The organism is Actinokineospora xionganensis (assembly GCF_014323725.1).
GTDB classification, from domain to species: Bacteria; Actinomycetota; Actinomycetes; order Mycobacteriales; family Pseudonocardiaceae; genus Actinokineospora; species Actinokineospora xionganensis.
Genome location: NZ_JABVED010000008.1, coordinates 231,166 through 244,392, shown reverse-complemented (window position 1 = coordinate 244,392; position 13,227 = coordinate 231,166). Strand labels below are relative to the sequence as shown.

The following is a 13,227-nucleotide window of genomic DNA, read 5'->3' as shown; positions in this document are numbered from 1 at the left end:
GTCGCCCGGCTGGAGGAACCCGTTACGGAGGGACCGGTCAGTCGAAGCCGTTCACCCGAATGGGCTACGCCTGGGCGGGTCTTGTCGCTTTGCGTCGTAGCAGGGTGACCGTCCACATGTACCCCACTAGGGCGACGCCCGCGGCGACTCCGAACGCCCAGGGGATGCCCGCCGAGCGGGCCACCAGTCCAAGCAGGATCGGGCCGCCGCCGAGCCCGAGGTCGAGGAACGCGCTGGCGGTGCCCGCGGCGGCTCCCCGGTCGCCTGGTCCGGCGGACGAGAAGATCGCCGAGAAGAAGGCGGGCGTGCTGAACGTGATGCCCAGGGCCATCAGCACCGCGCCGGTGATCAGCCCGACCGGCGTCGTCCAGAGCGCCATGGTCGACAAGCCCACCGCCATGACCACCAGCGCGGCCGAGGCCAGCGACAGCGAGGGCAGCCGGTCCGGGACCTTGGCGAACACGATCCGGCAGACCACGACGACGGCGCCGTAGACGAACAGCGGCAGGCTCGTGGCCGCCAACCCGACCTCGCGCGCGTGCAGGGAGACGAAGGCGAGGAAGCCGCTCATCGCCATGACGGAGGTGAAGAAGCCGATGCCGGGGGCGAGGGCGCCGCGGTGGATGAGCTGCACCGGCCCACTCGTGGGCTCGGTCGGCGCACGGGTCTCGCCGATGCCGAGCACAGCGAGCGCACTGAGTCCCACGACTACCGCCGCACCCACCCAGGCGACCGTGAAACTCCCGCGCTCCAACAGAAGTTCGCCCAATGGCGGACCGAGGGCAAGCCCCAGGTAGAGCCCCAGCGAGTTGTAACTCAGCGCTTCACCCAACCGGCTCGGCGGCGCCAGATCGGCCAACGCGGCGAAGCCTGCCACGACAAACGCGGCCTCAGCGACCCCCAGTGCCAGGCGCAGCGCCACAACCGACAGCAAGGTGTCGGCGAGCGGCGTAAGAGCCAAGGCCACGGCGGCCAGCAGAGCCCCACCGACGAGCGGCACCCGCCGCCCGATCCGATCCGACAACCGCCCGGCGAACGGCCGCAGGATGAGCGCGGACACAGCGAACGCCCCGAACGCGAGCCCCGCCCCAGCGGTATCGGACCCGACGGGCCCTGTGACGTAGAGCGGAAGCGTGTAGATAGCCACCCCGACGGCGGTGAAGTAGCCCAGGTCGGCGAGGCCGAGGAGCACGAAGGCGGGGGTGAACAGGCGGGCGGTGGTGGTCACAGGTCCAGAGTGGACCTTGCGGGGCAGGGGTGGAATGGGTCAAGTGGCCTGAAAGCCGTCGCGCTGCCGTGAACCGACCGCCGACCGGCGGCGAATGTCAGCGTGGGCGTGAGCCGTAATCGCCGAACGGGTTGTCGCGTTCTCGTACTGCTTCACGGATTCCGATCTTTGCGGAACGTTCCACGAAGTCTCGGCCTTCCTGGGTGTGCCTCGCCACCCCATCGAACAGGGTTCCCAGTGTCCTTGTGGAGTTGATGCCCATGTTCTCCGCCGTCTGGTTGCACAGCAGTTTGAGCATCCGCAGTTGGTTGAGAGGAACCTGGGCCATTCTCTTGGCCAGCGCAGTCGCGTGGTCGAGCAGTTGGTCATCCGGGACGCACTCGAGGATCAGGCCTATGTCCGCCGCTTCCTTCGCCCTTATCTCGTCGCCGGTCAGGAGGTACCGTTTGGCCTTCTCGAAGCCGAGACGGTAGACCCACATCGCGGTGGTCGGGGTGCCCCACACCCGGGAGGGTGGGTAGCCGAAGGAGGCTCCTTCGCCTGCGATGATGATGTCCGAGCACAGCACCATGTCCGTTCCGCCCGCGACGCACCAGCCCTGTACTGCCGAGATGGTGGGTTTGGTGGCGTACCAGAGCTTCATGTAGGTGTCGACGAACCTCGACATCTCGCGCATGTCCATGACCGAGTCCCACGCCCGGTCCATGGTCGCCTCGGTTGCCTGTAGTCGCGTCGACCAGTCGAGGCCGTAGCCTGCGCAGAAGGCGGGGCCCTCGGCCCTTAGCAGGATGACTCGCACGTCCGGGTCGTCGTCGGCTTCGTCTATCGCCGCGCCGAGTTCGTCGCGTAGTGCCAAGGTGATGGTGTTGTATTCGGCCGCACGCGTCAGGATGATTGATCGGACGCCCGCCTCGGTTTCGGTGCGCAGGGTCTCAGGCATCGAAGTCTCCTCCGCGTGGCTTGGCGCGCTCGATGATCGTGGTGGTGTCGATCCCCGTGGGCAGGGTGCCGAAGGCGACACCCCAGTCGCTGTCCAGGCGGGACGCACAGAAAGCGTCGGCGACGGCGGGGTTTCCGTGGCGTACCAGCAGGGAACCCTGCAGCACCAACGCCATCGACTCGACGATTCGCCGCGCCCGGTATTGGATGTCGTCGAAGTGGGACAGTTCCTTGCGCACCCGGGCGACCTCGTTGTCGAGCCGTGCGTCGGTGCCCGCCGCCAGGTCGACTTCGGCGAAGAACGCCTCCACCGACTCCGGCTGCTTCGCCATCGCCCGCAGCGAGTCCAGGGCCGCCACGTTTCCGGACCCCTCCCAGATGGACGGCAGCGGCGCCTCCCGGTAGAGCCGGGGCAGCCCGGACTCCTCGACATACCCGTTGCCGCCCAGGCATTCCAGCGTCTCTGCCGCGTGAGCGGGGGCGCGCTTGCAGACCCAGTACTTGGTCACCGCCAGCCCCACCCGACGGACCATCGCCTCCTGTTCGTCGCCCGCGATGGCGCGGTCGACCGCGCCCGCGAGCCGCATCCCGACGACTGTCGCCGCCTCGGCCTCGATCGCGAGGTCGGCCAGGACGTTGACCATCAGCGGCTGCTCGATGAGCCTCGCCCCGAACGCGTCGCGGTGGGTCGCGTGGTGCACTGCCTGTGCGACGCCCTGACGCATGCCGGACGCCGAGCCGACCGCGCAGTCCAGCCGGGTCAGGTTGACCATCTGGATGATCGTCGGCACCCCGCGCCCCTCCTCGCCGACCCGCCGGCCCACGGCGTCGTCGTACTCGATCTCCGAGGACGCGTTGGACCGGTTGCCGAGCTTGTCCTTGAGGCGCTGCAACCGAAGCGCGTTCCTGGTGCCGTCGGGCAGCACCCGTGGCAGCAGGAAGCAGGTCAGCCCGCCGGGCGCCTGGGCGAGCGTGAGGAACAGGTCCGACATCGGCGCGGAGGTGAACCACTTGTGGCCGACGATGGTGTATGTGCCGTCGCTGTTCGGCGTGGCCCGGGTGGTGTTGGCCCGCACGTCGGAGCCGCCCTGCTTCTCGGTCATCGACATGCCCGCGATCAGACCCCGCTTGCCGCTCGGCTCTCGCAGCCCGTAGTCGTAGACCGACGCGGTCAGCTGCGGCTCGAAGTCCGCGGCCAGCGTCGGCTCGACGCGCAGCGCTGGGACGGCGGCGTAGGTCATCGAGATCGGACACAGGTGCCCGGGATCTGTCTGCCCCCACACGAACATCTTCGCCGCGCGGGCCACATGCGCGCCCGGCCGCTGGTCGCGCCACGGCGCCGCGTGCAGCCCGTTCTCGACGGCCACCGTCATCAGGTCGTGCCAGTGCGGGTGGAAGTCGACCTCGTCGACCCGGTGGCCGAAGCGGTCGTGGGTGCGCAGCGCCGGCGGGTACTTCTCGACCAGACGGCCCCACTCCTGCGCCTGCTCGCCGCCTGCGAGCGTGCCGAGTGCGTGCAGGTCCGCCTCGGCCCATCCGGCGCCCTCGCGGCGCAGGCCTTCGAGCAGCGCCGGGTACGCGGCGACGTCGTAGCCGGTCAGCGGCGGAACCTGGTTGGTGACCTCGTGCGTGGCGGGCATCGGGTTCCTCCGTCTGGTGGTGTCGGCGCGTTTCGACGGTAGCCCTCGGCGTAGGTCTGAAGCAAGGTTCAATTCTTCCGGTGGTTGAATGCGTGGGTGGCGTATCGCAAGACCGAGGCCGTGCTCAAGAAGCAGGCCATGACCCGGGAACGCATCGTCCGCGCGGCGACCGAGTTGGTCGTCGATGAGGGTTACGCCGGGTGCTCGATGGCCGGTGTCGCCAGGCGGGCAGAGGTGGCGACCGGGTCGATCTACCAGTTCTTCCCCAGCAAGGGGGAGCTGTTCGCGGAGGTCTTCCGCACCGCGGTGAGCCGCGAGGTCGTCGCCGCGTCCCAGGCGGGCGCCGAGAAGCTGACGTCGTCGGCCCGCGCGTCGATCCTCGCCGCCGTCGAGACGTTCTGCACCCGCGCGATGCGCTCACCCAAAATGGCGTACGCGCTGATCGCCGAGCCGGTCGACCCGCTCGTCGAAGCCGAGCGGCTGGTCTTCCACCAGTCGTTTTCCGACATCCTGGCGAGCGCGATCGTCGCCGCCATCGCCGCGGGCGAGATCCCCGACCAGGACGCGGGGATCACCGCGGCGGGCATCGTCGGCGCGATCAGTGACGTGCTGGTGCTTCCGCTGTCCCGTGGGGACACCGGCGAGAAGGTGCTGCCCGCTCTGCTGGCCTTCGTCGGCCGGGCCCTGGGCAGGCCCGACTAGCGGTTCGCGAGAACCCGGCTGCCCAGCCACCCGCCGTAAACGGCCAGGCCCAGCACGCCGAGCTTGCGGGTGCGCTTGATGGCGACCGCCGTGCCGAGGACGACCTCAGTGGCCCCGTTGCGGTAGATCCACTGCTCGGTGTCCTCGGGGAACGCCTTCACCGAAACCGGCTCGAACGCCTTGGGGGCGATGAAGTGGGCGGCGCCGACAGCGGCGATCGCTAGTCCGAGCAGGCGGGACATGGCAGTCCTCTCGTCGTTCGTTCAGTGCGCCGACCATACGCGGTGCGCATGATCGCCGGTGTCGGTGGATCGGGGGACACTGGTGGCATGCCTGTCTCGCTTCACCACATCGTCATCGACGCCCACGACCTGCCCGGCCTCGCCCGCTTCTGGGCTGACGTGCTGGGCTGGAAGATCCTCTCGGTCCGGGAGCGGGAGGTTGTCGTCGGTGCGCATGAGACGGCTTCGGTGGGGTTGTGCTTCATGCCGGTGACCGATCGCAAGGTGGCCAAGAACCGGTTGCACCTCGACTTGACTTCCTCGCCGGAGGACCGCGAGGCGGAGATCGACCGGATCCTCGCCCTTGGCGCCACGAGGGTGGAGATCGGGCAGACGGGGGAGGAGTCGTGGACGGTTTTGGCTGACCCTGAAGGCAACGAGTTCTGCATCGTACGACCCAAAGCGACCCTGATCACCTAGACCCCGCGACGGATGGCTCCCGCCACCATCCACCCAAACGGGAACCCCAGGACCAACACGCCCGCAGGCCCCCTCAACCTAGTTCCCCGTCACCACTCCAGCCGGGTCAATGATCGGCACCACGACCGTGGTGTCCTCGGTCCGCCCGCGCAACGTGACTGTGTCGGTGGCCCGCCACCTCGCCGCTTCCTCCGGGGCCGCCGCCGCTGCCGCTCGCGAGGAGGCGACCAGGCGGCCCGGCACGGACTTCGCCAGTTCCGTCAGGCGGGCCGCCTCGTTCACCGGGTCCCCGATCACCGTGTACTCGAACCGCCGTTCGTCACCGATGTTGCCCGCCACCGCCATTCCGGCGGCCACCCCGATCCCCGCCGGGCACTCGGGAACCTCCACCGGCAACCGTGCGGCGATCGCGCGGGCGGCGGCCAGGGCGCGGCCCGCGTTGTCGTCAAGGGGGACCGGGGCGCCGAAGACGCCCAAGGCCGCGTCGCCGACGAACTTGTTGACCAGGCCGCCGTGGGCGTCGATCTCGTCCACGACGACGGCGAAGAAGCGGTTGAGCAGCCCCACCACTTCCTCCGGCGGACGCGTCGCCGCCAGGGTGGTGGAGCCGACGATGTCGACGAAGATCACCGCGACCTCGCAGACCTCACCACCCAGTGCGGTCCCGCCGTCGGCGACGGCCTCGTCGGCGACCGAGTGGCCGACGTGTCTGCCGAACAGATCGCGGATGCGTTCGCGTTCGCGCAGGCCCGCGGCCATCCGGTTGAAGCCCGCCTGCAGCAGGCCCAACTCGGTCCCGTCGTAGACCGGGATCTCCAGGTCCAGCTGCCCGCGCTGGACCCGCGACAGCCCGTCGCGCACCGACTGGATGGGGGCGACGGTCGCGCGGGCGTTGATCACCATCACCAGCAGCCCCACGACGAGCACGATGCCGCCGAGGACGATCACGGTCGTGGCGAGCTGGTCGGTCGAGACGTTCTTGCGGGCCAGGGCGAACACGGCCACCGCCACCACACCGATCACCGGCACCCCCGTGCCCAGCGACCAGAACACGAGCATCCGCACCAGCACGCCCGCGCCGCCGACCCTGGTCGGCGGATCGTTCGTCAGTGCCTTCGCCGCGACCGGGCGCAGCGCGAATTCCGTGAGCAGGTAGGCGATCGCGCAGACCACGATGCCGGCGAAGCCGACGGTGAACGCCACCGTCGCGACCTGCTCCGGTTGCAGAACAGCGAAAGTCGCGGTGAACAGCACCGTCGCCAACCCCCACAGCGAGGCCTGCATCAGGGTGAGTCGCATCGGCACCCGCACGGTCGCGCGGCGGTCGGCTGCGGTCGGGACGCGGCGGTCCATCGACCACCGCAGCACCCCCAGCGCCCGTCGGGTGCCCCAGGTCCAGCCGATGACCAGTGCCACCGCCACATAGGTGGGCGCGCCGATGATGGCGATCAGCCGCGTGCGGTCGTCGAGGCCGGGGCCGGGGAGGACCACGATCTGCAGCACGGCGACGACCACGGCGCCGATCAGGTTGGCCAGCACCAGGCTCACGGTGATCAGGAGCTGCACCCGGATCCGCAGTGTCCGCTGGTCCTGGTTGGCGCCTCCGAGCAGCGGCGAGCCGAACGGCGCGCGGGACCGGTCGAGCCGGGCGCGGTCGCCGGTGGTCAACGGACCGCGTTCGGGTCGCCGCCGGAGAATCCACCGATCGGCGGGCGCCACGGACCAGGCGGCCACGGTATGGCGGTCGTGGTGACACCGCCTGCCGCACTCGACATGAGGCGGCTTCGGGTGAGCATCATTGGCCTCCGCTACAACCGGGGAGCCGAGGCGGCAACGGTCCCGCACTCCCGCTCGGCGAGGTGGTTCGGCGAGCGTATCCACGCTGTTCCGGCACGTCGAGCCGCCGATCCGCACGCGTGCGGAGGTCGGGTTTATCTGTCGGAATCGGACTATTCGACGCGGGCCGTTTGCTAGGTTCGGCAGTAGACGGCGGTTTTGCGCACCCGGTGTCGACGTCGCGTCGGGCTGCACCCGACGCCAGGGCCACCCCTGCGGCCTCTGGCGAAGTCATCCTGCCTAAGTGTGGTCCCGCAACAAATCGGCGTTCCCGCAACTCTGGTAACGGGAAAATTTCCGCCCGAGCAGAGTCTTCCCAAACATTCACCCTCCCGCATAGGTTTCGACGGCCCCTGCCCCCTAAGCCCAAGGAGAAGGCGATGGGACGTCCCTCAACCACCCTGCGCGCAGCAGGTATCGCGACGCTTGCCGCGGCTGCGCTCGCGATGACCCCGCTGGCCTCGACCGCACCGGCCGCCGCGTTCGTCAACGGCAACACCGCCGCGGAATGCGTCACGCCTCAGCAGAACTCCTCCGCCAGGGGCGGCTGGGGTCCTGACCACGAGTTGATGACGGCCTGGGACATCGCCCGCGTCGAATCGCAGAGCAAGAAGTTACTCGAGCAGAAGCGCGCCGAGGGCAAGTTCGTTCCGCAGGGCGCCTTGGCCGCGGCCACCATTCCCACCTACGTCCACGTGATGGCGGGCAAGGACGGCCACGGCAACGTCACTGACGCGCAGATCGCCGCCCAGATCGACGTCCTCAACAAGACGTTCGGCGGCCAGGAGTCCTCGCAGGCCTCCAACACCGGCTTCACCTTCACCCTCGCGGGCGTCGACCGCTTCTACAACGACAACTGGCACAAGGACCGTCAGAGCTCGAAGTACCGCGCGCAGACCCGCCAGGGCGGCATGAACGCGCTCAACATCTGGCTGGTCGACTTCGACTACCTCGGCATCGCCACGTTCCCGTGGAGCGGCAGCGCCGCCGTGGACGGCATCCGCGTGCACTGGGACTCGCTGCCCGGCGGCAGCATCGCCAACTACAACCTGGGCGAGACCGGCACGCACGAGGCGGGCCACTGGCTGGGGCTCTACCACACCTTCCAGGGCGGCTGCACCTCCACCAATGACGAGGTCGCGGACACCCCCGCGCAGTCCAGCTCCACCAACGGCTGCCCCGAAGGTCGCGACTCCTGCTCGCTGCCGGGTCTCGACCCGATCCACAACTACATGGACTACTCCTACGACTCCTGCTACAACCAGTTCACCCCTGGCCAGAGCCAGCGGATGAGCGACATGTGGACCGCATACCGGGCGTAAGGCACGCAACAGTGCGCCCCGCACCCCAGACGGTGTGGGGCGCACTGTCGTGTGTGGACAGACCAGACGAGCCGCGAGTCACTTGGATGGGCCGGCAAGCAGCCGGATCAGGTCGGTCAGCACGGTCACCTCGATCGTCGGATCGATGGCCCGCTGCAGCCCCAACCCGATCCCCAGGCTCAACAACGCCGTCGCCGCGGCATCGGCGGGCATGGGAAGCCTGATCCCCAGTTCCTCCGCCTGGGCCGTGATCAGGGCGGCGATCAGCTCGCGGATCATCCGGTCGCGATTCGCCAGTTCCTCGCGCACCACCTCATCGCGCCGGGCGCTGATGGCGAACTCGACCTCCAGAGCCGTCCACCCGACGTTGCCGATGTTCTCCTCGGCCCACTTCTGAAACGCCGACAGACGTTCGTCGATGGTGTCGGCCCCGGTGATCGCCTCGGCGATCTTCATGGCCTTCTCGGCGTGGATGTCGTCGAGGACGGCCAGGCACAGCTCGTCCTTGTTGCGGAAGTTCGAGTACACCGCGCCCTTCGAATACCCGGCGGCGTCGGCGACCTTTTCCAGCGAGGTCACCGAGTAGCCCTCCGCGAGGAACATCTCCTTCGCTGTGGCCACCAGGTGCGCGCGGGTGCGCGCCTGGCTCTCAGCCCGCGTCAGTCTCGGCATGCCATCACCCTAACCCTCTGCGGTATCAGGATACCGGCGGTCTTCAGATACGCCTACCGGTGGTATTCGAATACTGTTAGTCTCCGATTGACCCGAGGAGGTGTCATGCGGCGCGGTCTGGTCATCGGATGTGGCGGCACGCTGGGTGCGGCGTGGACGGTCGGCGCGCTGGTCGCGGTCGAGGAGGCGTTCGGCTGGGATCCGCGCACGGCCGACGCGCTCGTCGGGACCTCGGCGGGAGCCGAGTTCGTGACGCTGCTCGGCAGCGGGGTCGGGGTGAGGGAACTGCTCGACGCGCACCGAGGGCTTCCCGGAGTACGCGACGCGGTCAGTCGTCATCTCGCCGCGGCGCCACGCAGGTTTCCGCCGCTCCCGCGTGCCCGCCTCGGTTCCCTGAAGCTGGCCCGCCGTCGTGACGTCGCGGGCATGACCAGACTGACCGGGCTGCTCCCGATCGGGTCCGGCCATCCCGGTTGGCTGATCGACCTGGTCGACGCCCTGGTTCCGGCCGACGGCTGGGTGAAGCACCCGGCGGCGTGGGTGGTCGGGTGCGACTACGACACCGGCGAGCGGGTCGCGTTCGGCTCGCCGACCGCGCCGACCGCCTCGCTGCGGGACGCGGTCCGCGCGTCCTGGGCGGTGCCGGGCTGGTTCCCGCCGGTCGAGATCGACGGCCGCCGCTTCGCCGACGGCGGCATCGCCTCACCCACCTCCGCCGACCTGCTGCTCCCGCTGGGACTCGACGAGGTTGTCGTGCTCGCGCCGATGGCCTCGGTGGATCCCGGTCGGCCCAAGGGGTTGCGCCGCGTCGAGCAGCTGGTGCGGGCTCGGATGACCCGCGGGGTCGACGCCGAAGTCGCCGCGCTGCGGGCCGCCGGGACGAAGGTGCTGCGCCTCGACCCCGGTCCCGAGGACCTGGCCGCGATGGGCGCGAACCTCATGGACGGCAGGCGCGCGGCCCGCGTCCTGGAGACCTCGCTGCGCACCAGCCGCGCCGCTGTCCGCGACCGCACTGTCCGAAAGGGATGACCGTGGCGATTCTCAAGCGCAGGTACCCGAAGATCGCTCTCGGCGACGCGGTGGTGGTGGTCACCGGCGCCGCCCGTGGCATCGGCCGTGCCACCGCGACCGCCTTCGCCGCCCGCGGCGCGACTGTCCACGTGGGCGATCTCGACGGCGAGGCGGCCAAGGAAGCGGCCGAGAGCATCGGCGGCGACGTCCGGGCGCACGAACTCGACGTGACGTCACGGTCGTCGTTCGCCGCGTTCACCGAAAAGGTGCTCGCCGAGCACGGCCGCGTCGACGTGCTGGTCAACAACGCGGGCGTGATGCCGCTCGGCGGGTTCCTGGAGGAGTCGGACGCCCTGTCCCGCACCACGCTCAACGTCAACATCTGGGGCCTGATCCACGGCATGCGCCTGGTGATGCCGAGCATGATCGCCCGCGGCCGCGGTCACGTCGTCAACCTCGCGTCCATGGCGGGCAAGATCCCGCTGCCGGGCATGGCGGTCTACAACGCCAGCAAGTTCGCTGCCGTCGGCCTCACCGCCGCCGTGCGCCGCGAGTACGCCGACACCGGCGTGAGTATCAGCGCGGTGCTGCCCAGCGCCGTCCGCACCGAACTCGCCTCCGGCGCCCCGCTCGGCCGCGGCATGCCCACGGTGGACCCGGAAGTGATCGCCGCCGCCGTGCTCGGCAGTTGCCGGACCCGTAAGGCGGAGATCCCGGTCCCCGGTTTCCTCGCGGGCTGGGACATTCTGGACGCGGTGACCCCGGAACCGGTGATGCGGGTGGGGAGGCGGGCGCTCGGCGACCGCCGGGCCCTCACCTCCCTGGACCACAAAACCCGTGCGGCGTATGAGAACCGAGTCGCGGGCCAGGCCCACGCGCACGCGCTCGCCATCGAGGAGGAACTGTGAGGCCAGACCACGAGGTCGTCATCGTCGGCGCCGGATTCGGCGGCATGGGGGCGGCGATCGAGTTCAAGCGCCAAGGCGTCAAGGACCTGCTGATCCTCGAACGTGAGGACGACCTGGGCGGTACCTGGCACGTCAACCGGTACCCGGGTCTCGCGGTCGACATCGCGTCGGTCACGTACTCGTACTCCTTCGAGCCGAACCCCCACTGGTCGCGGCTGTTCGCGCCCGGCGCGGAACTCAAGCGCTACGCCGAGCACGTCGCCGACAAGTACGACCTGCGCCGCCACATGCGCTTCGGCGCGGTGGTCGAAGGCGCCCGCTGGGACGAGGACACTCACCTGTGGACGGTGGCCGTCGCGGGTTCGGCCCCGGTGACCACCCGCTATCTGGTGACCGCCACCGGGTTCCTGTCGCAGCCGCACACCCCGGACATCCCAGGCATCGACACGTTCGCGGGCGAGATCATCCACACCACTGCGTGGAAGGACACCTACGACCTCGCGGGCAAGCGTGCCGCGGTCATCGGCACCGGCGCCACCGCCGTGCAGCTGATCCCGGAACTGGCCAAGACGGTCAAGCACCTCACCGTCTTCCAGCGGACCGCGATCTGGGTCGTCCCCAAGATCGACGGCCGAATCCCGCCGGTGGTTCGGCGCCTGTTCGCCAAGGTGCCGATCACCCAGCGGGTTGCCCGGCTGTTCAACACCGCCCTGCTCGAAGTGCTGATGGTGGCGGGCGTGTTGCACTACAAGAAGGTCCCGTTCGCGGGCCGGTCCGCGGCGGCGCTGGCGAAGCGGCACCTGCGCAACCAGGTGCGCGACCCGGAGCTGCGGCGCAAGCTCACCCCCGACTACGACTTCGGCTGCAAGCGCCCGACGTTCTCCAACACCTACTTCCGAGCGTTCACCAAGCCGCACGTGCATCTCGAGACCTCGGGCATCGAGCGGATCGAGCCGGACGGCATCGTCGCGGGCGACGGCACCAAGACGAAGATCGACACTTTGGTCCTGGCGACCGGCTTCAACCTGTGGGACGTCAACTTCCCCGCCATCGAGATCATCGGGCGCGAGGGCCGCGACCTCGGGAAGTGGTGGCGCGACACCAGGTTCCAGGCCTACGAGGGCATCACGGTGCCGAAGTTCCCGAACTTCCTCACCCTGGCCAGCCCGTATTCCTACAGCGGTCTGTCGTACTTCACCACAATCGAGACCCAGATGCGGCACATCCACCGGCTCTTCGGGGAGATGCGCAACCGCAAGGCCGACACCTTCGAGGTCACCGAGCGGGCCAACGACCAGTTCCTCGACCGGGTCACGGCCAAGCTCGACGACTCGGTGTTCTACGCGGGCAGCTGCTCCACGGCCCGCAGCTACTACTTCAACCAGCACGGGGAAGCGGCGATCCTGCGCCCGACGTCGACCCTCAACGCGCTGCGCGAAGCGGGCCGGTTCCCGTTGGACGACTACACCTACGCCTGATCAGGCCGACCGCACCCGGCGCAGGCCGGGTGCGGTCAGCCCGACCCGCACCACGCGGGTGAAGTCGACCAGGTCGCCGATCAGGACGTCCACATCGGACGGCAAGGTGGCGTCGGAGTCGAGCATCCAGTCGCTGAGCATGTCGAACATGCCGCCGATCATGCCGATGGCCATTCGGTGGGTGTCGACGCCGAGCTCGCCGGTCGGCACGCCGTACTTCCGCCACACCGACTCGATGTAGGCCGCCGCCCACCGGCGGTTGGACCGGCGCTCGCGCTCGACCGCGGGGGACAGGCCCGCCGCCTCGCCGAAGCTGGCCTTGGCGATGCGCGGGTCGTCGAGGAAGGCGTGGACGAAGGTGGAGACCAGCAGCTCCATGGCCCGGTCCTCGTCCTCGGGCGCGTTGCCCAGCGCCTCGACCATCGCGGCGGTGGCGCGCTCGGTGATGCGGCGCAGCAGGGCGATGTAGCAGTCCTCGCGGCTGTCGAAGACCTCATAGAAGCTCTTGGTGCCCACATAGGCGGCTTGGCAGATCTGCTCGATGGACGTGTTGTGGTAGCCGTCGGTGGCGAACAGCTCAAGCGCGGCGTCGAGTAGTTGGTCGCGCCGCGCCTGTTTGCGCTGCTCCGCGTCGAGACCGCGGATGCGGCGCCCGGATGGCGAGGTCATGACTCCACGCTACCGGCATCGATACAGTTCAAACAGGGCGACTGATTGGTAACAAGAGCTCTTGTTACCAACTGGTCATCGTGCTCTACTCGTGGTCTCGTCCCGTCGCGCCACAGGAGCC

The 13,227-nt window shown here is 69.2% G+C and carries 13 protein-coding genes; 6 read left to right on the top strand and 7 right to left on the bottom strand.

Annotated elements, in window-relative coordinates; all coding sequences use genetic code 11:
• Nucleotides 1–64 precede the first annotated feature (64 nt).
• The 3 genes from GPZ80_RS16285 to GPZ80_RS16275 form a co-directional block, all read right to left on the bottom strand.
• Nucleotides 65–1,228, bottom strand: a complete 1,164-nt coding sequence (locus GPZ80_RS16285) for an MFS transporter (protein ID WP_187221206.1) — start codon at nucleotides 1,226–1,228, stop codon at nucleotides 65–67.
• Between the two features lie 97 nt (nucleotides 1,229–1,325).
• The gene (locus tag GPZ80_RS16280) at nucleotides 1,326–2,168 is read right to left on the bottom strand and encodes a crotonase/enoyl-CoA hydratase family protein (RefSeq protein ID WP_187221205.1); all 843 of its coding nucleotides are present in this window, start codon (nucleotides 2,166–2,168) and stop codon (nucleotides 1,326–1,328) included.
• A complete protein-coding gene (locus GPZ80_RS16275) occupies nucleotides 2,161–3,807 on the bottom strand; it encodes an acyl-CoA dehydrogenase family protein (RefSeq protein ID WP_187221204.1) in 1,647 nt (548 codons plus the stop codon). Before GPZ80_RS16275 ends, GPZ80_RS16280 begins: the two co-directional genes overlap by 8 nt.
• Before the next feature lie 96 nt (nucleotides 3,808–3,903).
• Between GPZ80_RS16275 and GPZ80_RS16270 the strand changes: the two genes are divergently transcribed.
• A complete protein-coding gene (locus GPZ80_RS16270; protein ID WP_187221203.1) occupies nucleotides 3,904–4,509 on the top strand; it encodes a TetR/AcrR family transcriptional regulator in 606 nt (201 codons plus the stop codon).
• Here GPZ80_RS16270 and GPZ80_RS16265 read toward each other — a convergent pair.
• The gene (locus GPZ80_RS16265; protein ID WP_187221202.1) at nucleotides 4,506–4,751 is read right to left on the bottom strand and encodes a DoxX-related protein; all 246 of its coding nucleotides are present in this window, start codon (nucleotides 4,749–4,751) and stop codon (nucleotides 4,506–4,508) included. The two genes, GPZ80_RS16270 and GPZ80_RS16265, sit on opposite strands and share 4 nt — an antisense overlap.
• An 87-nt stretch (nucleotides 4,752–4,838) precedes the next feature.
• Between GPZ80_RS16265 and GPZ80_RS16260 the strand changes: the two genes are divergently transcribed.
• Nucleotides 4,839–5,210, top strand: a complete 372-nt coding sequence (locus tag GPZ80_RS16260; RefSeq protein WP_187221201.1) for a VOC family protein — start codon at nucleotides 4,839–4,841, stop codon at nucleotides 5,208–5,210.
• Nucleotides 5,211–5,288: 78 nt separating this feature from the next.
• Here the strand turns inward: GPZ80_RS16260 and GPZ80_RS16255 are convergent, their stop codons facing one another.
• A complete protein-coding gene (locus GPZ80_RS16255) occupies nucleotides 5,289–6,878 on the bottom strand; it encodes an adenylate/guanylate cyclase domain-containing protein (protein ID WP_222719384.1) in 1,590 nt (529 codons plus the stop codon).
• 548 nt (nucleotides 6,879–7,426) lie between these two features.
• On the opposite strand from GPZ80_RS16255, the gene GPZ80_RS16250 reads away from it, so the two are divergent.
• Nucleotides 7,427–8,368: a zinc metalloprotease gene (locus GPZ80_RS16250; RefSeq protein WP_222719383.1), complete on the top strand. Its 942-nt coding sequence runs from the start codon at nucleotides 7,427–7,429 to the stop codon at nucleotides 8,366–8,368.
• Nucleotides 8,369–8,446: 78 nt separating this feature from the next.
• Here GPZ80_RS16250 and GPZ80_RS16245 read toward each other — a convergent pair whose 3' ends face one another.
• A complete protein-coding gene (locus GPZ80_RS16245) occupies nucleotides 8,447–9,040 on the bottom strand; it encodes a TetR/AcrR family transcriptional regulator (RefSeq protein WP_187221199.1) in 594 nt (197 codons plus the stop codon).
• Between the two features lie 105 nt (nucleotides 9,041–9,145).
• On the opposite strand from GPZ80_RS16245, the gene GPZ80_RS16240 reads away from it, so the two are divergent.
• Genes GPZ80_RS16240 through GPZ80_RS16230 form a run of 3 tightly spaced genes read left to right on the top strand, consistent with a single transcriptional unit; the run spans nucleotide 9,146 to nucleotide 12,437 of the window.
• Entirely contained in the window at nucleotides 9,146–10,069 is a 924-nt protein-coding gene (locus tag GPZ80_RS16240) for a patatin-like phospholipase family protein (RefSeq protein ID WP_187221198.1), read from the top strand.
• A gap of 2 nt (nucleotides 10,070–10,071) precedes the next feature.
• Nucleotides 10,072–10,959: an SDR family oxidoreductase gene (locus tag GPZ80_RS16235; protein ID WP_312880362.1), complete on the top strand. Its 888-nt coding sequence runs from the start codon at nucleotides 10,072–10,074 to the stop codon at nucleotides 10,957–10,959.
• The gene (locus tag GPZ80_RS16230) at nucleotides 10,956–12,437 is read left to right on the top strand and encodes a flavin-containing monooxygenase (RefSeq protein WP_187221196.1); all 1,482 of its coding nucleotides are present in this window, start codon (nucleotides 10,956–10,958) and stop codon (nucleotides 12,435–12,437) included. The genes GPZ80_RS16235 and GPZ80_RS16230 overlap by 4 nt, the downstream gene beginning before the upstream one ends.
• On the opposite strand, the gene GPZ80_RS16225 is transcribed toward GPZ80_RS16230, so the two are convergent.
• Nucleotides 12,438–13,106, bottom strand: coding sequence for a TetR/AcrR family transcriptional regulator (locus GPZ80_RS16225; RefSeq protein WP_187221195.1), 669 nt, complete (start codon nucleotides 13,104–13,106; stop codon nucleotides 12,438–12,440).
• Between the last annotated feature and the right edge of the window lie 121 nt (nucleotides 13,107–13,227).